Raw genomic sequence first — 22,700 nt, 5'->3', positions numbered from 1 at the left:
GTCAGGTTGCGGTGTACATTTGGGACCGCCTGGACGGGCGATTGAGGGGTCGGGCGCGGGTGAGGTGTGAACCAGATGCGGGAGGTGTCCTAGATGGGCTTTTCCGGAGGTGATCCGGTGGCGCTCCGCGCTGCGGCGCGCGCGTTGGACGCGCTGGGGGAGGACTTGGCGCAGGACTCCGTGGGGTGCAAGGGGCCCGGCAGCGACATCGCCGGTGCGGCTCCGGGTGAGGTCGGAGTCCTGGCGGAGAACGCGATCGCCGCGGCCGGCGGTGCGGTGGCGGGTGCGGCGGTCCTCGTGAGTGCGATGGGCACGGGCAGCGACACCGCGGGGCAGCAGGTCGACCTCGCGACCGGCGGACAGGCGGCGAGGTGAGCGTCTTCTCCCGGCCCCCGGGCAACCCAGGCGGCATCCGACTCGGGGCGAGTCGGCTCACACTGTTGGCCGAGCGTGTTGGCGGTGACCGTCTGGACACCCTTTTTACGTCTGCTGGGTCCGCCGAGGCGGCCCTGCCGAGTCGGCGGAAGGCCGACTTCCAGGGTCTGTACGAGCACGGTGCAGCTGCGATGGAGGAGGCTGCCCAGGTCTTCGCCGACGTCGCCGTGGTCCTGGCCGACTACGCCGACGCGTTGGAGGCCGCGCAGTCTGCGGTGGACGTGGCCAGCGAGGAGTACGACGAGGCGCGCCGGTCGTGGACCGTGGCTCGCGACACCGGCGAGACCGAGATGGAGTCGCGGGCCCGCACCGACATGTCCCGGCAACGGGGAGCTGCTCTCAGTGCCCAAGACACGTTCGCCGAGGCTGCTGCTCGGGCACGCGCCTCCCTGTCCGGGCTGGCGGCGACGTGGTCGCCTGACGGAGCTGCCACGTCAGCCGTCGACGCCTGGGGGGCAGCGACAGCTGCGATCGTGCCAGGGCAGGTGGGTCTGTCCGAGGACCAGCTCGAGGCGATTTTCACGGGTGACACCTCACCCCAGCAGCTCGCCGAGGCAGGCAAGAAGGTGCAGAAGGCCCTGATCAACGGCTGGTACAGCTGGCAGGCGATTGCCGTCGGTCGTGACAGCGCTGCCTACCGGCGTGTTGTCGAGGCTATCCGCCAGTCGCGGGGTCAGGGAGGTTCTGCCCGGGCGGTGCTCAAGGCGACGCGACGCAGTCAGGGTCTGGCCGGAGCCCATCGTTACTACAAGAACATGCGCAGGCTTCAGACTGACACCACGGCGCTGCGTCATGCCCAGAGCCGTTACCCCAGGTCGCAGGGAACCCACTTCCGCTACGCCGAGATCAGGTCGGGGGCTCCCCGCAACGTCGCTGCGCCGACTGGCCTGCGGGGCGCGATGGGGCGGATCGGGAACAGTCGGATCGTCTCCGGGATGCGTGCTGGTGGGCGAGTTCTCGCGCCACTCGGGGCGGTCACTGGTGGTTACGACATCTACCGCGCCATCCGCGGCGGTGAGGATATGACCAACACCGACCGGGTCGTCACAGGGCTGGGCGGCGCTGGCGGTCTGGCGGCTGGTGGCCTGGCGACCTATGCCCTGGTCGCTGGAGTCGCCCTCGGTCCGGTGGGCCTGGGTATCGTCGCCGTGGGTGGTGCCGTGGCGGCGGGCGCCTGGCTCTACCAGAACCGTGAGGCCGTGGGCGATGCGGCCGAGAAGGTGGTCGACGCCGGCAAACAGGTCTTCGAGGGAGCCAAGGACGTGGGGCAGAAGGTCTGGGACGGACTGTTCGGATGACCGACTACACGCAGTGGGCCCACCACACGCCCTGACCCAGCCACCATCACGACGGAGACCTGCTGTGCCCGACCATGACCACCGTCCGACCCCTGACCACGCGGATCCGTTCCGCGACCCAGAGGTCATCTCGCTGCTCGATCAACTGGTCGAGGAGTCCGCTGAGGAGGCGATCAACCTCGGTTCGTATAGCGACGAGGAGATCGCAGCCCTGGTCTTCGAAGGCGAAGATCGCCCCGTCCCGCTTCCGTGGTTGGACACCCTGGATTCGTCGGAGCGCGAGCTGGCCGTGGCGATGGGTATGCGCTCCTTGACCGTCCGCGGCCTGGTCGAGGCCCTGCCGCTGGATGACGTGCAGGGCACGATCTACCAGTCCTCCCCGCCGGAGGTATGGGTGCTGCTGGGGCTTCGACGGCGCGCGCCCTCGATCGTGGTCGCGGAGCGCGCCACCACGCTGGGGACGGACTGGATCGTCCTGTACCAGCACGGGCCGGACTGCTGGCTGGCCGAGTTCATCACAGCTCAGGGCTTCCACGAGTTCGTCCTGGCGGCTAGGCAGGACACCGTCCTGGCGTTGATGTCCTGGGCCGGGGTAGACCCGGAGGCACCCGTTCCAGACCTGGACGTCCGTCTCCCCGTGGAGCAGGTGCAGGGGCAAGACCCGCTTCTCGAGCCCGTTGGTCAGGCACTGGTCGCGGTCACTCTGAGTAGGACCGAACCCGCAAGTTCGGAGCAGACAAGATTCTTCGGTCTGTACTCCGGCCCAGGGGGGACCTACCTCTCGCGGCAGGAGAGGGACGGGCTGATCCGCTTCAGAGGCGAGGGTTTCGATCCGGTGATGGAGTTCGTCGGCACACTTCTCCGGGAGAGCTGATGGGGGAGGCCTCGGAGCCGCTGCGCGGGAAGGATATGGGTCGGGTGCTGCAGACCTTCCGTTGCTGGCCCGGACCGATCTCGTCGGTGGTGATGACCGTGACCACCGTCGGGGTGGTGGCCTGGCAGTGGTGGGCCGTTCCGGACGACCCGCTCTGGTTCCGGTTCTTCGTGCTCTTCCTCATGCTGCTGCTGTGCTCCGCCGTGGCGCTGCCGGGGATCCTCGAGCGGCACCGGGTGTGCGAGCACGGTCTGGTGCTGGGCTACGGCCCCACCCGCAGCGCGAGGTATGTCGTCCCGTGGGCGAGCGTGGACCCCGAGCGGGTGCGCCTGCTGCGCCGTAGTCAGCTGATCTCGCGACACCAGGGGATGCCTCAGGTGAGCCCGCACTACCGGATCGGGACCGGGCCGTTGGCCTACCGTTCGGTGGCCGTGAACGGCCTGGACACGGTCAGCAGCGAAATGCAGCACCGACGACGCGAGTCCCGCTACGCGTGGTGGATCCTGGGCAGTCCGCAGCCGGAGAAGATCGCGAGGGCCATCGAAGACGCGATGGTGGCGGACGGGCATACCACGGCGCGAGGGCTGGCTGCCCGAGCCATGGAGCAGGAGATCGTCGTGCCCTGGACTCCTGGGCCCGCTCCTCTGCGGCCGCGCACGAGGTGACCGCGGCTGCCCGACGATTTCAGCGACACGCCGCCGATAGTTCCCGGTGACGACACCTGCTGCACCGATAATGACGTGAGACCCTGCCGGGTATGAGCCTGCAGGGCCTGAGACGTGAATGTGGTGTGGCCCGGTTCGCGAAGTATGAGTTCGCGAACCGGGCCACTGCCCAACCGTGATGCTGCCGGACGGTGCGCAAGGTGCCGGAGGCTCTGCTGCGGCATCACCGCAGGTCCGTCCCGGGGGACGGGGAGAATCCTCGACCAGTCTTGCGACCCGCTCTCCCCGAGGGGAGTGCGTAGGACCAGTTGTAGTCCGTCAAGGCAAGCGGCGCAAGGGGTAGCGCCGAAAGAATGACGATCCCCGGCGTGTCGCGATTGACACACCGGGGACCTGTGACGTGCGAGTCGGGAGTGACTGATCAGCTGAGCAGCTTGATCTGGAACGGGTACACGTAGACCTCACCGCGGGAAGCGCGCAGGGCGCCCTTGATGTGGCACCACAGCTGGACGACGACGATCGCGATCCAGCCCGGGATCGCCCAGATGAGCCCGACGAACAGGGTGAGGATGACGCTGATCCACAGCACCACGGTGGCGATGGTCAGGGTGAGGTTGAAGTTGAACGCACCAGCGGCCGCGGTGCGCACCGCCGGCGACTTGTCCTTGTAGAACAGCCAGATCAGCAGCGGTCCGAGGAAGGGCAGCCAGCCCACGCTGAGCAGCATCGAGATGGGTGCGGACAGGTGGGCGAGAAGCATCATCGTGCGCTCGTCCCCCTGCGGCGGGCTGGAGTAGCCCGACGGCTGGCCGGAGTACCGCGGCCCCGGGGGAGGGGGCTGATGGTCGGCGGGGCCACCGGTGCGGTGCGGGTCCTGCCAAGGCCCGCTCTGGGGCGGTGGTGTCTGGGTCATGCTGCTCACTCCTCGTGAGGTGGTGGAACCGTGACGAAGTCGATCAGCTCTTCGACGCTGGCGAGCAGCGTTGGTTCCAGGTCGCTGTAAGAACGTACGGTGCCCAGGATTCTCTTCCAGCCCAGGGCGACGTCGGTCTGGCTCCGGTGCGGCCACCCGAGCTCGGCGAGGATGCCGTCCTTCCAGGACCGGCCGCGCTCGATGACCGGCCAGGCCTCCAGCCCGAGGCGCGCCGGACGCACCGACTGCCATACGTCGACATAGGGGTGGCCGAGGATGCGGACCCACGGACTGACCCGCTCGGCCTCCGCGACGATCCGGCTCTCCTTGGTGCCCGGGACCAGGTGGTCCACGAGGATGCCGAGGCGTTGGTCGCGGCTCGGCCCGAAGGAGCGGATGAGGTCGGCCACCTCGTCGATGCCGCCCAGCATCTCGACCACGACCCCCTCCACCCGGAGGTCGTCGCCCCAGACCTTCTCGACCAGCTCGGCATCGTGCTTGCCCTCCACCCAGATCCGCGAGCCGCTGGCGACCCGGGCCGGCTGGTCGCTCACGCGCACCGACCCGCTCGCCGTGCGCGTCGCCGCCTCGCGAGCCTGGGCGAGTCGGCCTGCTGCGGCGGCATCGCTCGGCGGGGTGAGTACGACCGGAGCGCCGTCGATGAGGAAGCCGGGCCCGAGCGGGAACCCCTTGCGGCGCCCGCGGCGGTCTTCCAGGTGGACGACCCGCATACCCCCGACCTTCTCGACCCCCACGACGGCGCCGCACCAGCCGGTGTCGACGTCCTCGACCACCAGGCCGCGCTCGGCGGCCACCTCCTGGGCGCGTCCACGACGCGGGGCCCGCCAGTCGGACGCGAGGACATCGGTGCCGTAGCCGTAACGATCGCTCACAACGGTCGACCGTAACGCGTGTGGCTCACGTGACGCACGAGGCGCGCCCACCCCGCCCCCGCACTTCCTCCGCCCCCGCACCTCCTCCGCCCTCACGCCTACCCACCGACGCGCACCCCGACCGAGCGCCGCAGATGGTTGTTCACGACGTGACCGGGCGTCGCAGATGGTTGTTCACGACGTGACCGGGCGTCGGAGATGGTTGGCCGGACTCCCAGCAACAACCATCTGCGGCGCTCGGTGGGTGCTTAGGCGACCATCTGCGGCGCTCGGTGGGGGGTCGGGGGTGGGGGTCAGGGGGTGCGGGGGTGGGTCATGTCCAGCGGGACGACCCAGGCGTCGAACTCCTCGGCGGTGAGGTGGCCGCTCTCCAGGGCCGCCTCGCGCAGGGTCTGACCCGCCTTGTGCGCGGACTTGGCGATGGCGGCGGCCTTGTCGTAGCCGATGTGCGGGTTGAGCGCGGTGACCTGCATGAGGTTGCTCGCGAGGTTGGCCTCGATCCGCTCGGTATGCGGCTCGATCCCCTGGGCGCAGCCGGTGTCGAAGGCCAGGCAGGCATCGGAGATCAGCCGGATGCTCTCCAGCACCGCGTGCACCATGACCGGCTTGAAGACGTTGAGCTGGAAGTTGCCCTGGCTGCCGGCGAAGGCGACGGTCGCGTCGTTGCCGAAGACCCGGGTCGCGACCATGGTCATCGCCTCGGACTGGGTGGGGTTGACCTTGCCCGGCATGATCGAGCTGCCCGGCTCGTTCTCGGGGATGAGCAGCTCGCCGATCCCGTTGCGCGGGCCGGAGGCGAGCCAGCGGACGTCGTTGGCCATCTTCATCAGCGCACCGGCGAGCGTGCGCAGGGCCGCCGAGGTCTGCACGAGCGCGTCGTGCGCCGACAGCGACGCGAACTTGTTGTCCGCGCTGCGCAGCTCCAGCCCGGCCTCCTCGCCCATCTTGCGGGCGGCGAGCGCACCGAAGTCGGGGTGGGCGTTGAGGCCGGTGCCCACGGCGGTGCCGCCGATCGCCAGCTCGCGCAGGCCCTCGCCCGCGTGCCGCACCTCGCCCAGCGCGTAGTCGAGCTGGGCGACCCAGCCGCCGATCTCCTGGCCGAGGGTGATGGGGGTGGCGTCCTGCAGGTGGGTGCGGCCGACCTTGACGACGTCGGCATACTCCTGCGCCTTCGCGGCGAGCGTGTCGCGCAGCTGCCCGACCGAGCCCTCGAGCCGGTCGCGCAGCTCGAGCAGGACCGCGATGTGCATCGCGGTGGGGAAGGTGTCGTTGCTGCTCTGACCCCGGTTGACGTGGTCGTTGGGGTGGACCGGGGTCTTGCTGCCCAGCTCGCCCCCGGCCAGCTCGATCGCCCGGTTGGAGATGACCTCGTTGCTGTTCATGTTGCTCTGCGTGCCCGAGCCCGTCTGGAAGACGACGAGCGGGAAGTGGTCGTCGAGGTCCCCGGCGATCACCTCGTCGGCGGCCCGCACGATGAGGTCGGCGACCTCCTGCGGCAGCTCCCCGAGCTCGGCGTTGGCCTGCGCGGCGCCCTTCTTGAGGATGCCGAGGGCGGTGATGATCGGGCGGCCCCAGACGAAGGTGTCCTGGCCGATGGGGAAGTTGTGGATGCTGCGCTGGGTCTGCGCCCCCCAGTAGCGGTCGGAGGCGACCTCCACCTGGCCCATGCTGTCGGTCTCGATGCGCGCCGTCGTCATGGCGCACATGGTATGCCGCGCCCCCGGCTCGCGTAGACTGGCACTCCGCGTCCGTGAGTGCCAGCGTCGAGGAAGGAGGGTGCCGCCGTGAGCGAGGACCGCCGCCTGGAGATCCTGCGCGCCATCGTGCAGGACTACGTCCGGACCTCCGAGCCCGTCGGCTCCAAGGCGCTCCTCGAGCGCCACCAGCTCGGTGTCTCCGCGGCCACCGTGCGCAACGACATGGCTGCCCTGGAGGACGAGGGCCTCATCACCGCGCCGCACACCAGCGCCGGCCGCATCCCCACCGACGCGGGCTACCGCCTCTTCGTGGACCGGCTCCAGCAGATCAAGCCGATGAGCCGGGCCGAGCGCACCGCCATCGCCCGCTTCCTCGACGGCGCCCTCGACCTCGACGACGTCGTCTCGCGCACCACCCGGCTGCTCTCCAGTCTGACCCACCAGGTCGCGGTGATGCAGTACCCCAGCCTCTCCCGCTCCACGCTGCGCCACGTCGAGCTCGTCCCGGTCGGAGGCACCCGCCTCATGATCGTGCTCATCACGAGCACCGGTCGCGTCGAGCAGCGGGTCGTGGACGTGCGGCGCGACCTCACTCTCGAGCCGGACGCCGTCGCCACCCTGCGCACGCTCGTCAACGAGCTGGCCGTCGGCGAGCTGCTCGCCCGCATCCCGGCCCGGCTCGCCGCGGTGCAGGAGCGGGTGGCCCCGGGCGACCGTCCGCTGGCGCAGACCGTGGTCGACACCCTCGCCGAGGCGGCGCAGGAGCGCACCGAGGAGCGCATCGCCATGGCCGGGACCGCCAACCTGGCCCGGGTCGGCGGCGACTTCCCCACATCGCTGTCGCAGGTGCTCGAGGCGCTGGAGGAGCACGTCGTCCTGCTCCGCCTCATGGGCAGCATGGCCTCCCTCGACGACGGCGAGACCGTCGCCGTCGCGATCGGCGCGGAGAACCCCTACGAGCCGCTGCGCACGACCTCCGTCGTCGCCACGACCTACGGCACCGCCGGCGGGCTGGGCGTCGTCGGACCGACCCGCATGGACTACCCCCAGGCGATGGCCACGGTCCGGGCCGTGGCGCACTACGTCGCCGACATCCTCGACGGGTGAGCCACCTCACGGCATACCTGCGCCCGTCCCACCGTTGCACCATCCGGACCCGAACGAGACCGCACACGACACGACCGCAAGGACGTCCCACGCTGTGAACGACTACTACGCCGATCTCGGTGTCGCCCGCGAGGCCACCCCCGAGGACATCAAGAAGGCCTATCGCAAGAAGGCCCGTCAGCTGCATCCCGACGTGAACCCCGGCGCCGAGGCCGAGTCGGAGTTCAAGCGCGTCAGCCAGGCGTATGACGTGCTGGGCGATGCCGGCAAGCGCGCCGCCTACGACCGTGGCCAGGACCCCTACGGCGGCGCGACCGGCGGCTTCGGCCAGGGCTTCACCTTCAGCGACATCATGGACGCCTTCTTCGGTGGCACCGCCGCCGGCGCCCGCGGACCGCGATCGCGCACCCAGCGCGGCCACGACGCGCTCATCCGCCTGGACATCGACCTCCCGGCCGCGACCTTCGGCGGAGAGCAGACCCTGCAGATCGACACCGCGGTGGTCTGCAGCACGTGCACCGGCGCCGGCTCCCAGCCCGGCACCGGCACCCGCACCTGCGAGGTATGCCAGGGGCGCGGCGAGGTGCAGCAGGTGCAGCGTTCCTTCCTCGGCCAGGTCATGACCTCTCGCCCGTGCCAGGCGTGCCGCGGCTTCGGCGACGTCATCGAGCACCCCTGCTTCGACTGCTCCGGCGAGGGACGGGTCCGCACCCGGCGCGATCTCACCCTCAAGGTGCCCGGCGGTGTCGACACCGGGACCCGGATCGCGCTCGCCGGGGAGGGCGAGGTGGGCCCGTTCGGCGGTGAGCCGGGCGACCTCTACGTCGAGATCCAGGTGGAGCCGCACGACGTCTTCACCCGCCGCGGCGACGACCTGCACTGCACCCTCGAGGTGCCGATGACGGCCGCTGCCTTGGGCGCGACCCTGCCCGTGGAGACGCTAGACGGCCCCGTCGAGGTCGACCTGCGCCCCGGCACCCAGCCCGGCCAGACCGTCTCCCTCGACGACAAGGGCGTCACCCACCTGCGTGGCGAGGGGCGCGGGGACCTGGTGGTCCACCTCGACGTCAAGGTGCCGACGCGGCTCAACGACGCGCAGCGCGACCTCCTCGCGCAGTTCGCCGAGAGCCGCGGGGAGTCCAGCCCGACCGGACGCATGGGCTCCTCGGGCGGCGTGGGCCGCAAGCACAGCCTCTGGGACGCGCTGCGTGGCAGGTAGGCCGTGAGCGATCCGCTGTTCCACCTCCCCACGGAGTCCCTGACGGGTGAGGAGATCGTGCTCGATGGCCCCGAGGGCCGGCACGCGGCGACGGTGCAGCGGATCACGGCGGGGGAGAGCGTCGTGGTCTCCGACGGTCTGGGCCGTGGCGCCCGGTGCGAGGTGACCGACGCCGGTGACGGGGCGCTGTGGCTGCGCGTGCTCGAACGGCTCGTCGACGACGAGCCCGCGCCCCGACTCGTGCTCGCGCAGGCGCTCGCCAAGGGTGAGCGTGACCTGCAGGCCGTCGAGACCGCGACCGAGCTCGACGTCGACGAGGTCGTCCCCTGGCAGGCCGACCGGAGCATCGTGCGGTGGCGGGGCGACCGTGGCGCCAAGGCGCTGCGCAAGTGGGACCAGACGATCCTCGCGGCCACCAAGCAGTCCCGCCGCCTGCGCCGCCCGGTGCTGGCGGAGCCGGTCGGGCGACGCGGGCTGCTCGCGCGGGCCGCGGCCGCCGACCTGACCCTCGTGCTGCACGAAGAGGCGACCGAGCCGCTGAGCGCGGTCGCCGTGCCGGAGACCGGCGAGATCCTGCTCGTCGTCGGCCCTGAGGGAGGCATCTCGCCGGAGGAGCTGGACGACCTGATCGGCGTCGGCGCGCGGCCGGTGCGTCTCGGACGCAGCGTCCTGCGGACCTCGACGGCCGGTCCGGCGGCGTTGGCGGTCCTGCGCGCCGCGTCCTCCCGGTCGTGGCGATGACGGCGCCGGCCGGCGACCGGACGGAACAGGCGCCGCCGATCTCGGTCTTCGCGCCAGGGATCCGCAGCGCCTCCGTCGGGGCGACGGTCCTCATCGCAATCTTCGCGCTGGAATACATCGCCGTCGGGGCCGCCATGCCCACCGTCGCCGCAGCCCTGGACGGCTACCACCTCTACAACATGGCCTTCGGCGCGACCGTCGCAGCCAGCGTGGTCGGCATGATCGTCAGCGGCTGGTGGTCGGATCGCTCGGGCCCACGTCCGGTGGTGCTGGCCGGTGCCGCCACGTTCGTCGCGGGTCTGCTCGTCGCTGGCCTCGCGACCTCGATGGAGGTCTTCGTCCTCGGGCGCGGTCTGCAGGGTCTGGGCAGCGGCCTGGCGAGCGTGGCGATCTACGTCGTCATCGCCCAGCGGGTGCCGGACGGGCTGCGGCCCAAGGTCTTCTCGCTCCTCGCCGCGGCCTGGGTGCTGCCCGGTCTGGCCGGCCCGCTGCTCACCGGGGTGCTCGTCGAGCACCTGTCGTGGCGGTGGGTCTTCCTCGGCGTCGCGCCCGGCTTCCTCGTCGCGGTCTGGGTGCTGCGTCCGGCGCTGCGCGCCACCCGGCCGAGCAGCGAGGCAGGCTTCCTGCGCCCCCGCATCATCGGCTGGGCAGTCCTCGCCGCGGTCGGTGTCGGGCTGCTCAACCTCGCCGGCGAGAGCATCCAACCCTTCGAGTATGTCGTCGGTGCCGTCCTCCTGGTCCTGCTCGCGCTCGCCTCGACCCAGCTGCTGCCGCCGGGCGCGCTCGTGCTCGCCCGGGGGTTGCCGTCCGTGGTGGGTGTGCGGGCCGCCCTGGGTGGGTCCTTCGTCGCGGCCGAGGCCTACCTCCCGCTCATGCTCCGCGACGAGCACGGCTACAGCCCGGCCCAGGCCGGCGGGGTCCTGGCCGCCGCCTCGGTCACGTGGGCGCTTGGGTCGTGGTGGCAGGGCCGGGTCGGCCCCGAGCGCGACCGCTACCGGCTCATGATCGCCGGGGTCTCGGTGTATGCCGCGATCATGGCTGTCCTCGGGGTGGCCGTGTGGGGGTCCTGGCCCGGGTGGGTCGTCATCGGGCTCTACGGTCTGGCGACCTTCGGCGTCGGCGTGGCCTACCCCAGCACCTCGGTGCTCACCCTGCGCCTGTCCCCGGACAGCGAGGTGGGCCGCAACTCCTCGGCCCTGCAGGTCGGGGAGGCTCTCGCCAGCGCCCTGACCCTCGCCGCGACGGGGGTGGTCTTCGGCCTCACCTACGCGAGCGCACCGCATACCGCCTTCGTCGGGACCCTCGTCGTCTCGATCGGGGTCGGGTGGCTCTCGGTGCTCAGCGCAGTCCGGGCGCGGCCCGCACGGACGGCGGCTGTCGGCGCCGCCGTCTAGACTGGAAACCCTCATGACGCAGACCGACCCGAGCTCACGACCCCAGCCCACCCATACCGTCGTCATCCCCGACGAGGTGCCCATGGTCACCCTCCTCGGTCCGCGCGACGAGCTGCTGCGCACCATCGAGCGCGCCTTCCCCAAGGTCGACGTGCACGTGCGCGGCAACGAGTTCCGCCTCACGGGCGACTCCGCGGAGCTGGCGCTCGTCGAGCGTCTCGTCGACGAGCTCCTCGCCATCGTGGGCCGTGGCCAGCCGCTCAACCGCGACGCCGTGGAGCGCAGCATCGGCATGCTGCGCACCGCGACCTCGGACCGCCCTGCCGACGTGCTGACCATGAACATCGTCTCCAACCGGGGCAAGACGATCGGGCCCAAGACGCTCAACCAGAAGCACTACGTCGAGGCGATCGACGCGCACACCATCGTCTTCGGGCTCGGCCCGGCGGGCACCGGCAAGACCTACCTCGCCATGGCCAAGGCGGTCGCGGCCCTCCAGGCCAAGCAGGTCACCCGGATCATCCTCACCCGACCCGCGGTCGAGGCGGGGGAGCGCCTGGGCTTCCTGCCCGGCACGCTCACCGACAAGATCGACCCCTACCTCCGGCCGCTCTACGACGCCCTGCACGACATGGTCGACAGCGAGTCGATGTCCAAGCTCATGGCTGCGGGGACCATCGAGGTGGCGCCGCTGGCCTACATGCGCGGGCGGTCGCTCAACGACGCCTTCATCATCCTCGACGAGGCCCAGAACACCTCGCCCGAGCAGATGAAGATGTTCCTGACGCGGCTCGGCTTCGGCTCCAAGATGGTCGTCACCGGCGACACCACCCAGGTGGACCTGCCCGGTGGCACCCAGTCGGGGCTGCGGGTGGTGCAGGACATCCTCGCCGACGTCGAGGACATCCACTTCTCCCACCTCACCAGCCAGGACGTCGTCCGGCACCGGCTCGTGAGCGACATCGTCGACGCCTACGGCCGCTTCGACGAGCGGCGTCAGCGACGGGCCACGGGCCCGCGTCGGTCGTCGGCATCGGCCGGACCGGAGTCGGCCGCGGAGGACGGCGCCCGATGATCGAGGTGCTCAACGAGTCCGGTGAGGTGCCCTCGCCGGTGCCGGAGCAGGAGCTGGCCGACCTGGGCCGGCACGTGCTGGACCAGCTGCGGGTGAACCCGCGGGCCGAGCTGACGATCACCCTCGTCGACGAGGACACCATGGCCAACCTGCACCAGCGGTGGATGGACCTGCCCGGCCCGACCGACGTCATGAGCTTCCCCATGGACGAGCTGCGCCCGGGTTCGCACGGGCGGGGCGAGGGTGACGACGACGGTCAGGGGGGCATGCTCGGCGACGTCGTGCTCTGCCCGTCGGTGGCCCGCGAGCAGGCCCAGCGCGCCGGCCACGCGGTCGGTGACGAGGTCCTGCTGCTCACGACGCACGGGATCCTGCACCTGCTCGGCTTCGACCACGCCGAGCCCGCGCAGGAGCGCGAGATGTTCGACCTGCAGCGCACGCTGCTGCTGACCTTCCTCGCCCAGCGCGGACGCAGCACCCGCGCGGCCGACGACGACGTGATCGGGCGCTCGTGACCACCCTCGTGCTCGTCGCCGTCGCGACGACGATCATCGCCTTCCTGCTCACGGCGGGTGAGACCGCGCTGCAGCGCGTCACCCTGCGCCGGGCCGAGCAGCTGGCCGACGAGCGACGCGGGGGCGCGCGGGCGCTGCTGCGCATCGCGGGCGACCCGGCGCCCTACCTCGCCGTCGCGGCCTTCGTCCGGGTCGCGGCCGAGGCGGCCACCGCGGTCATGGTCACCGTCGCCGTCGACATCCTCACCGACTCCCACCTGCAGACCGCCCTCATCGCCATCGGGATCATGGTGGTCGTGACCTTCGTGGTCGTCGGGGTCTCGCCGCGCACGCTGGGCCGCCAGCACACCGAGCCGGTGGCCCTGCTGGCCGCGCCGGTCGTGCGTCTGCTGCGCCTCTTCCTCGGCCCGGTCGCCAAGCTCCTCGTTCTCTTCGGCAACGCCGTCACGCCCGGTCGGGGGTATGCCGAGGGGCCGTTCGCCAACGAGACCGAGCTGCGCGAGCTCGTCGACCTCGCGGGGGAGTCCTCGGTCATCGAGGACGACGAGCGGGAGATGATCCACTCCATCTTCGAGCTGGGGGACACCGTGGCCCGGGAGGTCATGGTGCCCCGCCCGGACCTCGTGACCATCAAGGCGGAGAAGGTCCTCCGGCAGGCGATGTCCCTCCTGCTGCGCTCGGGTTTCTCGCGCGTCCCGGTCGTGGGTGAGGACACCGACGACGTGCTCGGGATGCTCTACTTCAAGGATGTGGCGCGCGCCGTCAACAGCCGCGCCGAGTCCGCCAGCGCCGTGCCGGTGACCGAGGTGATGCGGCCCGTGCAGCGCATCCCGGAGATGAAGCGGGTCGATGAGCTGCTCAAGGAGATGCAGCAGGGGCGGCAGCATGTCGCGGTGGTCATCGACGAGTACGGCGGCACCGCAGGTCTCATCACCATCGAGGACATCGTCGAGGAGATCGTGGGGGAGATCACCGACGAGTACGACCGCGACGGCGTCGAGGTCGAGCAGGTCGTCGCCGAGGACGGCACCGAGCGCACCAGGGTCCCGGCGAACCTCCCGGTGGACGACCTCGCGGAGATGTTCGACGTCGAGATCGAGACCGAGGATGTCGACTCCGTCGGCGGGCTGCTCTCGACGGCGATCGGCATGGTCCCCATCCAGGGTGCGGTCGGCGAGGTCGCCGGGCTCGAGCTCACGGCCGAGCGGATGGCGGGCCGTCGTCGGCGGGTCGCGACGGTGCTCGTGCGTCGCGTGCCGGAGGCCGACTCCCGCGACCACGGGACCGAGCAGCAGGACGAGCGTGACGAGGACCGGCACGCCGAGGGGGAGCGCGACGAGCGCGCCCACCGCCCCAGCACCCGCGAGGACCCCACTGCGGGTCGCGGCGACCGACGAACCCACCACCGCGACGAGGTGAGCAGCAGTGTCCGCTGAGCCCGAGGCATACCGTGCCGGATTCGCCTGCCTCGTGGGGCGACCCAACGCAGGCAAGTCGACCCTGACCAACGCCCTGGTGGGCAGCAAGGTCGCCATCACCTCCTCCAAGCCGCAGACCACCCGGCACGCTGTCCGCGGCATCCGCACGACGCCGACCTCCCAGCTCATCCTCGTGGACACCCCCGGGCTCCACCGGCCGCGCTCCCTGCTCGGGCAGCGGCTCAACGACGTCGTCCGCGAGACGCTGCTGTCGGTCGACGTCATCGGGTTCTGTCTGCCGAGCGACCAGCGGGTCGGGCCGGGCGACACCTTCATCGCCCGTGACCTCCTCGACCTGCACCGGGTGCGCAGGGTGCCGGTCGTCGCGATCGCGACGAAGTCGGACGCGGTGACCCGCGACCGGCTCGCCGAGCACCTCGTGGCCATCGACCAGCTGGGGGACTGGGACGCGATCATCCCGTGCTCGGCGACCGGCGGTGAGCAGGTCGAGGAGGTCGCCGACGTGCTGGCGTCCTACCTCCCCGCCTCGCCCGCGCTCTACCCCGCCGACCAGATCACCGACGAGTCCACGCTCGTGCAGATCGCCGAGCTGGTCCGCGAGGCCGCGCTGGAAGGGGTGCGCGACGAGCTGCCGCACAGTCTCGCGGTGCAGGTCGAGGAGATCGTGCCCCGCGAGGACCGTCCGGAGGGTTCCCCGCTCTCCGACGTGCGGGTCAACGTCTTCGTCGAGCGCTCCAGCCAGAAGGCCATCATCATCGGCCGCGGCGGCTCCCGCCTGCGCGACGTCGGCACCGAGGCCCGCCGCGGCATCGAGGCGCTCCTCGGGCACCGGGTGCACCTCGACCTGCACGTCAAGGTGGCCAAGGACTGGCAGCGCGACCCCAAGGCCCTGGACCGCCTCGGCTTCTGAGGCCTGGGCAGGGTCAGCCGACCCCGTCGTCCGACCTGCCCCCGGTGAGGTGGACGCTGGCCGTGCGGACGTCCTCGACGTCAGCAGGCTGGACTCCGGGGAGCGGGAAGCGGCTGCCGTCGGTCAGCCGGGCCGTGACGGTGGTGGCCCAGCGTCCGCCCTCGGCGGTGATGTCCTCCAACTCGGCCCAGGGGACGAGGCGCTCCCGCGACAGGTGGCCACGGACGAGCAGTCCACGGTCGGTCGCGCGTGTGCGCGGGCGGAGGAACATCAGGGTGAGGAGGATCATGGGGATCCCGGTGATCCCCGCCGTCGCACCCAGGGTGGACATCGTCCAGATCCCCTGCGCCAGACGGAGCAGCTGCATGACCAGGAGCAGCGCAAGGAAGGCGATCAGCCATCGGCGGCCACGCCCCCGGTGATTCGGCCACTGGGTGGCGGCATCTTCCTCCCTCTGGTCGTCCTGGCTCACGTCGTCATCCTCTCGGATCTCGATCTGAGGTGCCTGTCGGGGCCACGCCGTGGCCACCCGGATGGGGACGACGCCGAAGAACCTCTTCTCGCCCACGGCATACCCCGGCGGCCTGTTCCGTGGCAGAGTGAGCGCCATGAAGAAGCTGCTCAACGACCCCGCTGACGTGGTCGTCGAGGCGCTGGCCGGGATGGCGGCCGCCCACCCGTCCCACCTGCGCGTCGACCTCGACCACAAGCTCGTGCTCCGCGCCGACTCCCCGGTCTCCGGCAAGGTCGCCCTCGTCTCCGGCGGTGGCTCCGGCCACGAGCCGCTGCACGGTGGCTTCGTCGGGCGCGGGATGCTCGACGCCGCCTGTGCCGGTGAGGTGTTCACCTCGCCCGTGCCCGACCAGATCCTCGCCGCGACCGTCGCCGTCGACGGTGGCGCCGGGGTCCTGCACATCGTCAAGAACTACACCGGCGATGTCATGAACTTCGAGATGGCCGCCGAGCTCGCCGCCGACTCCGGCATTGAGGTCGAGGCCGTGATCACCGACGACGACGTCGCGGTCCAGGACAGCCTCTACACCGCCGGACGCCGCGGCGTCGGGGTCACCGTGCTGCTCGAGAAGATCGTCGGCGCGGCCGCGGAGGAGGGGCAGGACCTCGCGGCCTGCGCCGACCTCGCGCGCCGCGTCAACGACCAGGGCCGGTCCATGGGGATCGCGCTGACCTCGTGCACCGTCCCCGCCGCAGGGAAGCCGACCTTCGAGCTCGCGGAGGACGAGATGGAGATCGGCATCGGCATCCATGGTGAGCCCGGCCGCTCCACCGAGAAGCTCGCCCCCGCGCGCGAGGTCGCCTCCCGCCTCGTCGATCCGGTCCTCGCCGACCTGGGGCTCGAGCGGGGCGAGTCGGTCATCGCCTTCGTCAACGGCCTGGGCGGCACGCCGCTGCTCGAGCTCTACCTCATGTACGGCGAGGTCTCCCGGCTCCTCGACGAGGCCGGCATCACGGTGGCCCGCTCGCTCGTCGGCAACTACATCACCTCCCTCGACATGGCCGGGTGCTCGGTCACGCTCCTCCGGGTGGACGAGGAGATGGTCCGGTTGTGGGATGCTCCCGTGGACACGCCCGGCCTGCGATGGGGAGGATGAGCACATGGCTGACCTGACAGCATTCCAGGCGTGGATCGCAGCATGCTCGGAGAGCATCACGACCCACGCCGAGCACCTGACCGAGCTCGACCGCGCGATCGGGGACGCCGATCACGGGAGCAACATGCTGCGCGGTCTCACCGCCTGCGCCGCGCTGGCCGACACCGAGGAGTTCTCCACCATCGACGCCTACCTCAAAAAGGTCGGTATGACGTTGGTGAGCACCGTCGGTGGCGCCTCGGGGCCGCTCTACGGCACCTTCTTCCTGCGGCTGGCCGGTCCGCTGGCCGCGAGCGAGGACGTCGGGGCACGCGAGTTCGGCCAGGCGCTGCGCGCCGGGGTCGAGGGCATCGTGGCGCGCGGCAAGGCCGAGACCGGCGACAAGACGATGTATGACGCGCTCTCACCCGCGCTCGACGCCTTCGAGGAGGCCGCCGGGTCGGGGGCCGAGCTCGCGGACGCCCTGCGCGCGGCGGCGGACGCCGCGGCGCAGGGGCGCGACGCCACCGAGCCGATGGTGGCGCGCAAGGGACGCGCGTCCTACCTCGGGGAGCGCAGCGCCGGGCACCAGGACCCGGGAGCCACCAGCGCGACCCTGCTCATCGAGGCCGCGGCGAAGACGCTTGCGTGAGCCGGCCGCGATGATCGCGCTGGTCGTCGTCTCGCACAGCCGGGCCCTGGCCACGGCGGCCGTCGCGCTCGCCGCGGAGATGAGCCCCGAGGGCGGCCCGAGGCTCGAGATCGCCGCAGGGCTGGACGAGGAGACGACCGGCACCGACGCGGTCGCCATCGCCGAGGCCGTGGGCCGCGCCGACGAGGCGTCTCAGGGCGCTGGCGTGCTCGTGCTCGTCGACCTGGGCAGCGCGGTGCTCTCCACTGAGATGGCCCTGGAGATGGTGGACCCCGCGGTCGCCGCACGGGTCGTCGTCAGCTCGGCCCCGCTCGTCGAGGGTCTCATCGCGGCCACCGTGGCCGCAGGCACCGGGGCCGACCTCGCCACCTGCGCGACCGAGGCGCGCCGCGGGCTCGACGCCAAGGCGGCCCACCTGGGTGATGCGCCGGCGGACCAGGCTCCCGGCCAGCAGGCCCCAGAGGACGAGCCGTGCGAGTGGGACTGCGTCGAGGTGTCGGTCACGGGGGAGCACGGTCTGCACGCGCGGCCCGCGGCCCGCCTCGTGTCGACCGCCGGCGGGGTGTCGCCCGGGACCAGGGTGCGGGTGCGCAACATGACGACCGGAACCGGACCCGTGGACGCGCTCAGCCTCTCCGGCGTCGCCACGCTCGGCGCGCTGCAGGGCCACGTACTGCGGGTCGAGGCGACGGGGGAGCAGGCCGCCGACGTCCTCGGCCAGATCGAGCGGCTGGCGGCCACCGCCTTCGGGGACGAGCCCGGCCCGGCGCAGCCGCTGGCCGATGAGCAGGCCCCCGCGCCCGCCGTGAGCGACGAGCCCGGGGTCGCCGGCTCCGGGCTCGAGGCCGCGATGGGCCCGGCCGTCCTCCACCAGACGGTGCCGGACCCCGGTGACCTGGTCTCCGAGGGGGCGGAGCAGGAGCAGGGGCGTCTGAGCGGCGCGGTGGCTGACGCTCTCGGCACGCTCGAGCAGCTCGCGACCCGGGCCCGGCGCCATCTCGGCCATGGGCAGGCCGAGGTGTTCGACGCGCACGCCGCGCTGCTGCGCGACCCCGAGCTGATCACCGATGTCGAGACCCGGATCGGCGCGGGCGAGGCGGCTGCCGTTGCCTGGCAGGGCGCGGTCGACACCGTGGCCGCCCGCTTCGAGGCCCTGCCCGACGCCTACCTGCAGGAACGCGCGCAGGACGTGCGCAGCATCGGCGAGCGCGTCATGCGGGTCCTGCTCGACGTGGCCGAGCCCGAGTCCCTGGGGGAGGGCGTCCTCGTCGTCGAAGAGCTCGACCCGGCCCTCGCGATCTCCCTCGACGCCGGCGCCATCCGCGGCGTCGTCACCCGGCACGGGGGCGCTCTGGGGCACGGCGTGCTCATCGCCCGGGCCCGCGGGGTGCCCGTGCTCACCGGCGCAGGTGCCCGCGCCGATGTCGCCCCGGGCACGGTCATCGCCTTCGACGCCCGCGCGGGACGGCTGGAGATCGACCCGCCGCCGGAGGTCCAGGCGGCCTTCTCCCAGGTGCTGGAGCGGCGCGCCGCCGAGCGGGAGCAGGCCCTCGCCGACACCCACCTGCCCGTCGTCACCAGGGACGGCGCCCGCATCACGGTCAAGGCCAACGTCTCCTCGCTCGCGGTCGCCCGGCTGGGAGCAGGGCTGGGTGCAGAGGGGTCTGGGCTGGTGCGGACCGAGGCGGTCTTCGCCCAGTGGCACCGCGCCCCGACCGTCGAGCAGCAGGTGGAGGTCTACTCCGCGATCGCGCAGTCCTTCGCCCCGCACGCCGTGACCATCCGCACGTGGGACGTCGGCGGCGACAAGCCGCTGGACTTCATCCCCATCGAGCCGGAGGCCAACCCCTTCCTCGGGGTGCGCGGGATCCGCGCCTTCCGGGACGACCCGTCGTTGTTGCTCGATCAGCTCGAGGCGCTCTGCCAGGTCGCCCGCGCGCACCGGGTCAACGTCCTCTTCCCCATGGTCACCTCGGTGGACGACGTCGACTGGGCCAGGGCGCGGCTGCAGGAGGCCGCCCGGCGGCTGGGGCTCTCCGCCCCGCCGCACCAGCTGGGCGTCGGCATCATGGTCGAGGTCCCGGCAGTGGCCGTGCGTCTCGCCAGGTTGGCCCGTGGGCTCGACGTCATCTCGATCGGCAGCAACGACCTCAGCCAGTACACCCTGGCCGCCGAGCGCGGCAACCCGAAGGTCGCGACGTGGTCCGACGGCCTCGATCCCTCTGTCCTGCAGCTCATCCGCTACATCTGCGACCGAGCTCCCGAGGGCGTCGTCGTCAGCCTGTGCGGAGAGCTGGCCAGCGACCCCGACGTCGCCGGGCTGCTCGTGGGCCTAGGGGTCCGTGAGCTCAGCGCGTCACCGAGCGCCGTGCCGACGATCAAGTCACGCCTGCGGGCCGGCTCGCTGCGCGACCTGCAGGATCTCGCGGCGGGCGCCGTCGCCGCCCGGGACGCCGCCGCGGTGCGCGACCTGCTCGCGCTCCACGCCTGAGGCCTGACGGTCCGGGCGCGGCGCGCGCCCGGCTCACCGCATACCCTTGCGTGCTCAGCGCACCCCGCGCGGGCGGAACTGGATGCTGATGCGCGGGCCCACCGGTGAGGTCGTCTTGGGCACGCAGTGGTCCCAGGTGCGCTGGCACGACCCGCCCATGACCAACAGGTCTCCGTGGCCGAGGACGTGCCGGATGCTCGTCCCGCCACCCCGCGGGCGCAGCATGAGGGAGCGGGGCGCGCCGAGCGAGACGATGGCGACCATGGTGTCGTGCTCCTTGCTGCGCCCGACCCGGTCACCGTGCCAGGCCACGCTGTCGCGCCCGTCGCGGTAGAGGCACATGCCGGCGGTGACGAAGGGCTCGCCGAGCTCGCCGGCATACCACCGGCTGAGATCCAGGCGCGCGCGCTCCAGGACGGGATCGGGGAGCGTCTCGCGCTCGCGGTAGAAGCGGAGCAGCCGAGGGGTCGTCACCTGCTTGTCCCACATCTGCCGCTCCTCGCCGTGCCACTCCACCCCCGCCGGTCCACCGAGGGCGAGGCGGGAGAAGAGCGCGTCCGAGCCGGTCACCCAGCCCGGGCGCAGGTCGATCCACGCACCGTGGTCGAGCGGGGTGCGGCGCACCCCGCCCGCCAGCGGCCGCAGACCGACCTCGTCGACCTGGTCGAGCAGTGAGCCCTGGAGCATCATGGTCCCCAGTCTAGAACACGTGTGCGAAGAGCGGGGTGTTCGGCGACGGCGGGTCGGGCGCGTCCCGGGGCGGGGTGCCGGGCTGCGACGGGGGTCGGTGGGACACTGGGGTATGCCCACCTACCGTGACGCCGCGATCGTGCTGCGGACGTACAAACTGGGTGAGGCCGACCGCATCGTCATCCTGCTGGGGCGGACACGCGGGCGGATCCGCGCCGTGGCCAAGGGGGTCCGGCGCACGTCCAGCAAGTTCGGGGCCCGGCTGGAGCCGGGGATGGTCGTCGACGTCCAGTGCTACGAGGGGCGCAACCTCGACACCATCACCCAGGCCGACGGGCTCGCGCCCTACGGCGAGGTCATCTCCCGCGACTACCCGTCCTACACCGCCGCCAGCGTCATGCTCGAGACCTGCGAGCAGCTCACGGAGGAGGGGACGCCCGCGCTGCAGCACTTCCGGCTGCTCGCCGGGGGGCTGGCGGCGCTCGCCGGCGGGGAGCACGATGCCCGCCTGGTCCTCGACTCCTACCTGCTGCGTGCCCTCGCCATCGCCGGGTGGCGGGCGAGCTTCGTCAACTGTGCGCGGTGCGGGATGACCGGGCCGCACCGCGCCTTCCACGTGCCCTCGGGCGGCGTGGTCTGCCCGGTCTGCCGCCCGCCGGGCTCGACCGCACCCGCGCCCGAGACGATGGCGCTGCTCGCGGCACTCTTCACCAGCGACTGGACCCTCGCCGACGCCAGCCAGAGCCGTCACCGGGGCGAGGCGAGCGGGCTCGTGGCGGCATACCTGCAGTGGCACCTGGAGCGTGGCGTGCGCTCGCTGCGACACCTGGAGAGGACCCCCTGAGCCAGATGAGAGCCGTCCGACCACCGCAGCCGCCGACCCCGCACCGCTCCGGTGCGAGGCCGCCGCAGATCCCGGCCGAGCTGGTGCCCCGCCACGTGGCGATCGTCATGGACGGCAACGGACGCTGGGCCAACCAGCGTGGGCTGAAGCGCACCCAGGGGCACGAGGCGGGCGAGGCCTCGCTGCTCGACGTCATCGCCGGCGGCATCGAGATCGGGGTGAAGTGCATCAGCGCCTACGCCTTCTCCACCGAGAACTGGCGCCGTAGCCCCGACGAGGTCCGCTTCCTCATGGGCTTCAACCGTGAGGTGATCCACCGGCGCCGCGAGGAGCTGGACTCCTGGGGGGTGCGGGTCGTCTGGTCCGGGCGGCGACCGCGGCTGTGGCGTTCGGTGATCTCCGAGCTGGAGTCGGCCGAGCGCCAGACGCGGGACAACGAGGTGATCACCCTCAACTTCTGCGTCAACTACGGGGGGCGTGCCGAGATCGGTGACGCCGTCCGCCGCATCGCCGAGGACGTCAAGGCCGGGCGCCTGTCGCCGCGGGGCGTCGACGAGCGCACCATCGGACGTTACCTCTACCACCCGGAGGTGCCGGACGTGGACCTCTTCGTCCGCAGCTCGGGGGAGCAGCGCACGTCCAACTTCCTGCTCTGGCAGAGCGCCTACGCCGAGATGGTCTTCCAGGACGTGCTCTGGCCCGACTACGACCGGCGCGACCTGTGGGCGGCGATCGAGCAGTATGCCTCTCGCGACCGACGCTACGGCGGCGCCGTGGACACGCCGAAGCCATGAGTGGCCGGGCGCGACGCGAGGGGTGGCTCGCGAGGGTGGCGGGGCGACGCGGGAGCGGACGGCGCGTGGACGGGGCTGCGAAGGCAGCTCCTGTGGTGCCCGGCCCGGTGGTGCCCGGCTACCGCTTCCTGGGGTGGGGACCCTCCGCGACGCCGGGCGGAGGCTGGGGCGGCGCGGCGGCATACCGTTGCCCCCGGTGCGGCGAGATGTTCGTCCTGGGCGGCGGGCCGCGGGACGAGACCGGCCGCCCCGCTCCCCACTCCTGCGCGTGCGGGTGCCTCCGTGAGGACCCCGACGCCGGCCGCTTCGGCTGCTGCGAGGGTGATGACGCCGTGGCGATCTACGCGCACGAGGCGAGTCGGCCCGGGCGCTGACGGCCCGCCCGCGCTGGGAGTGACCACGGCCTAGCCTGACCTCCATCGGCAAACTTCCCGATGGGGGTCGTGCTATGCCGTGGTCGGTCCG

General features: G+C 71.9%; 23 protein-coding genes. 18 read left to right on the top strand and 5 right to left on the bottom strand.

What is annotated here, in order from left to right; genetic code table 11:
- The first annotated feature begins 117 nt into the window (after positions 1-117).
- The 4 genes from FA582_RS09400 to FA582_RS09385 all read left to right on the top strand — a co-directional run bounded on the left by FA582_RS09400 (position 118) and on the right by FA582_RS09385 (position 3,272).
- A complete protein-coding gene (locus tag FA582_RS09400) occupies positions 118-375 on the top strand; it encodes a hypothetical protein (protein WP_010147580.1) in 258 nt (85 codons plus the stop codon).
- A gap of 191 nt (positions 376-566) precedes the next feature.
- A complete protein-coding gene (locus FA582_RS09395) occupies positions 567-1,733 on the top strand; it encodes a hypothetical protein (protein WP_147899796.1) in 1,167 nt (388 codons plus the stop codon).
- 64 nt (positions 1,734-1,797) lie between these two features.
- The gene (locus FA582_RS09390; protein ID WP_010147578.1) at positions 1,798-2,607 is read left to right on the top strand and encodes a hypothetical protein; all 810 of its coding nucleotides are present in this window, start codon (positions 1,798-1,800) and stop codon (positions 2,605-2,607) included.
- Positions 2,607-3,272, top strand: coding sequence for a hypothetical protein (locus FA582_RS09385; protein WP_010147577.1), 666 nt, complete (start codon positions 2,607-2,609; stop codon positions 3,270-3,272). The genes FA582_RS09390 and FA582_RS09385 overlap by 1 nt, the downstream gene beginning before the upstream one ends.
- 421 nt (positions 3,273-3,693) lie before the next feature.
- Here the strand turns inward: FA582_RS09385 and FA582_RS09380 are convergent, their stop codons facing one another.
- The 3 genes from FA582_RS09380 to fumC all read right to left on the bottom strand — a co-directional run bounded on the left by FA582_RS09380 (position 3,694) and on the right by fumC (position 6,775).
- Positions 3,694-4,185, bottom strand: coding sequence for a DUF4870 domain-containing protein (locus FA582_RS09380; protein WP_033228910.1), 492 nt, complete (start codon positions 4,183-4,185; stop codon positions 3,694-3,696).
- A gap of 5 nt (positions 4,186-4,190) precedes the next feature.
- The gene (locus FA582_RS09375) at positions 4,191-5,078 is read right to left on the bottom strand and encodes a DUF3097 domain-containing protein (RefSeq protein WP_010147575.1); all 888 of its coding nucleotides are present in this window, start codon (positions 5,076-5,078) and stop codon (positions 4,191-4,193) included.
- Positions 5,079-5,371: 293 nt separating this feature from the next.
- Positions 5,372-6,775 carry a class II fumarate hydratase gene (gene fumC, locus FA582_RS09370; protein ID WP_010147574.1) on the bottom strand — a complete coding sequence of 468 codons (1,404 nt, stop codon included), beginning with the start codon at positions 6,773-6,775 and terminating at the stop codon, positions 5,372-5,374.
- 87 nt (positions 6,776-6,862) lie between these two features.
- Between fumC and hrcA the strand changes: the two genes are divergently transcribed.
- The 8 genes from hrcA (at position 6,863) to era (ending at position 15,175) form a co-directional block, all read left to right on the top strand.
- Complete coding sequence (gene hrcA, locus FA582_RS09365; protein WP_010147573.1) at positions 6,863-7,882, top strand: heat-inducible transcriptional repressor HrcA; 1,020 nt, start codon at positions 6,863-6,865, stop codon at positions 7,880-7,882.
- Between the two features lie 94 nt (positions 7,883-7,976).
- On the top strand, positions 7,977-9,101 hold the full coding sequence (gene dnaJ, locus FA582_RS09360; protein ID WP_010147572.1) for a molecular chaperone DnaJ: 1,125 nt from the start codon (positions 7,977-7,979) through the stop codon (positions 9,099-9,101).
- Positions 9,102-9,104: 3 nt separating this feature from the next.
- The gene (locus tag FA582_RS09355) at positions 9,105-9,842 is read left to right on the top strand and encodes a 16S rRNA (uracil(1498)-N(3))-methyltransferase (RefSeq protein ID WP_010147571.1); all 738 of its coding nucleotides are present in this window, start codon (positions 9,105-9,107) and stop codon (positions 9,840-9,842) included.
- A complete protein-coding gene (locus FA582_RS09350) occupies positions 9,839-11,236 on the top strand; it encodes an MFS transporter (RefSeq protein ID WP_010147569.1) in 1,398 nt (465 codons plus the stop codon). The genes FA582_RS09355 and FA582_RS09350 overlap by 4 nt, the downstream gene beginning before the upstream one ends.
- Before the next feature lie 13 nt (positions 11,237-11,249).
- Positions 11,250-12,311, top strand: a complete 1,062-nt coding sequence (locus tag FA582_RS09345) for a PhoH family protein (protein ID WP_010147568.1) — start codon at positions 11,250-11,252, stop codon at positions 12,309-12,311.
- Positions 12,308-12,826, top strand: coding sequence for an rRNA maturation RNase YbeY (ybeY, locus tag FA582_RS09340; protein WP_010147566.1), 519 nt, complete (start codon positions 12,308-12,310; stop codon positions 12,824-12,826). The genes FA582_RS09345 and ybeY overlap by 4 nt, the downstream gene beginning before the upstream one ends.
- Complete coding sequence (locus tag FA582_RS09335; RefSeq protein ID WP_010147565.1) at positions 12,823-14,262, top strand: hemolysin family protein; 1,440 nt, start codon at positions 12,823-12,825, stop codon at positions 14,260-14,262. The genes ybeY and FA582_RS09335 overlap by 4 nt, the downstream gene beginning before the upstream one ends.
- Positions 14,252-15,175, top strand: coding sequence for a GTPase Era (gene era, locus FA582_RS09330; protein ID WP_010147564.1), 924 nt, complete (start codon positions 14,252-14,254; stop codon positions 15,173-15,175). The genes FA582_RS09335 and era overlap by 11 nt, the downstream gene beginning before the upstream one ends.
- 13 nt (positions 15,176-15,188) lie before the next feature.
- On the opposite strand, the gene FA582_RS09325 is transcribed toward era, so the two are convergent.
- Complete coding sequence (locus FA582_RS09325) at positions 15,189-15,785, bottom strand: PH domain-containing protein (RefSeq protein WP_010147563.1); 597 nt, start codon at positions 15,783-15,785, stop codon at positions 15,189-15,191.
- Between FA582_RS09325 and dhaK the strand changes: the two genes are divergently transcribed.
- The 3 genes from dhaK to ptsP are packed head-to-tail and all read left to right on the top strand — an operon-like array spanning position 15,784 to position 19,907.
- A complete protein-coding gene (gene dhaK, locus FA582_RS09320) occupies positions 15,784-16,785 on the top strand; it encodes a dihydroxyacetone kinase subunit DhaK (RefSeq protein ID WP_010147562.1) in 1,002 nt (333 codons plus the stop codon). The genes FA582_RS09325 and dhaK overlap by 2 nt on opposite strands.
- 4 nt (positions 16,786-16,789) lie before the next feature.
- Positions 16,790-17,416, top strand: coding sequence for a dihydroxyacetone kinase subunit DhaL (gene dhaL, locus FA582_RS09315; RefSeq protein WP_010147561.1), 627 nt, complete (start codon positions 16,790-16,792; stop codon positions 17,414-17,416).
- Positions 17,409-19,907 carry a phosphoenolpyruvate--protein phosphotransferase gene (gene ptsP / locus FA582_RS09310; protein WP_202798087.1) on the top strand — a complete coding sequence of 833 codons (2,499 nt, stop codon included), beginning with the start codon at positions 17,409-17,411 and terminating at the stop codon, positions 19,905-19,907. Before dhaL ends, ptsP begins: the two co-directional genes overlap by 8 nt.
- Before the next feature lie 54 nt (positions 19,908-19,961).
- Here ptsP and FA582_RS09305 read toward each other — a convergent pair whose 3' ends face one another.
- Positions 19,962-20,597: an alpha-ketoglutarate-dependent dioxygenase AlkB gene (locus FA582_RS09305; protein WP_010147558.1), complete on the bottom strand. Its 636-nt coding sequence runs from the start codon at positions 20,595-20,597 to the stop codon at positions 19,962-19,964.
- Positions 20,598-20,709: 112 nt separating this feature from the next.
- On the opposite strand from FA582_RS09305, the gene recO reads away from it, so the two are divergent.
- The 3 genes from recO (at position 20,710) to FA582_RS09290 (ending at position 22,609) form a co-directional block, all read left to right on the top strand.
- On the top strand, positions 20,710-21,441 hold the full coding sequence (recO, locus tag FA582_RS09300) for a DNA repair protein RecO (RefSeq protein WP_010147557.1): 732 nt from the start codon (positions 20,710-20,712) through the stop codon (positions 21,439-21,441).
- 5 nt (positions 21,442-21,446) lie between these two features.
- Positions 21,447-22,235 (top strand): isoprenyl transferase, encoded by a 789-nt coding sequence (locus FA582_RS09295; protein WP_010147555.1) that lies wholly within the window; start codon positions 21,447-21,449, stop codon positions 22,233-22,235.
- 95 nt (positions 22,236-22,330) lie between these two features.
- Complete coding sequence (locus FA582_RS09290) at positions 22,331-22,609, top strand: hypothetical protein (protein ID WP_141567605.1); 279 nt, start codon at positions 22,331-22,333, stop codon at positions 22,607-22,609.
- Positions 22,610-22,700: the final 91 nt, after the last annotated feature.

This window comes from Serinicoccus profundi (assembly GCF_008001015.1).
GTDB lineage: Bacteria > Actinomycetota > Actinomycetes > Actinomycetales > Dermatophilaceae > Ornithinicoccus > Ornithinicoccus profundi.
The sequence above is the reverse complement of the archived record's forward strand: the minus strand, read 5'-3'. Positions and strand labels throughout refer to the sequence as shown.

Bases quoted from the DNA above. Each gene is read 5' to 3' on its own strand.
- FA582_RS09395 (WP_147899796.1), top strand. From the start codon at position 567: ATGGAGGAGGCTGCCCAGGTCTTCGCCGACGTCGCCGTGGTCCTGGCC.
- FA582_RS09385 (WP_010147577.1), top strand. From the start codon at position 2,607: ATGGGGGAGGCCTCGGAGCCGCTGCGCGGGAAGGATATGGGTCGGGTG.
- FA582_RS09380 (WP_033228910.1), bottom strand. From the start codon at position 4,185: ATGACCCAGACACCACCGCCCCAGAGCGGGCCTTGGCAGGACCCGCAC.
- fumC (WP_010147574.1), bottom strand. From the start codon at position 6,775: ATGACGACGGCGCGCATCGAGACCGACAGCATGGGCCAGGTGGAGGTC.
- FA582_RS09350 (WP_010147569.1), top strand. From the start codon at position 9,839: ATGACGGCGCCGGCCGGCGACCGGACGGAACAGGCGCCGCCGATCTCG.
- FA582_RS09345 (WP_010147568.1), top strand. From the start codon at position 11,250: ATGACGCAGACCGACCCGAGCTCACGACCCCAGCCCACCCATACCGTC.
- ybeY (WP_010147566.1), top strand. From the start codon at position 12,308: ATGATCGAGGTGCTCAACGAGTCCGGTGAGGTGCCCTCGCCGGTGCCG.
- dhaK (WP_010147562.1), top strand. From the start codon at position 15,784: ATGAAGAAGCTGCTCAACGACCCCGCTGACGTGGTCGTCGAGGCGCTG.
- FA582_RS09325 (WP_010147563.1), bottom strand. From the start codon at position 15,785: ATGGCGCTCACTCTGCCACGGAACAGGCCGCCGGGGTATGCCGTGGGC.
- dhaL (WP_010147561.1), top strand. From the start codon at position 16,790: ATGGCTGACCTGACAGCATTCCAGGCGTGGATCGCAGCATGCTCGGAG.
- FA582_RS09305 (WP_010147558.1), bottom strand. From the start codon at position 20,597: ATGATGCTCCAGGGCTCACTGCTCGACCAGGTCGACGAGGTCGGTCTG.
- recO (WP_010147557.1), top strand. From the start codon at position 20,710: ATGCCCACCTACCGTGACGCCGCGATCGTGCTGCGGACGTACAAACTG.
- FA582_RS09295 (WP_010147555.1), top strand. From the start codon at position 21,447: ATGAGAGCCGTCCGACCACCGCAGCCGCCGACCCCGCACCGCTCCGGT.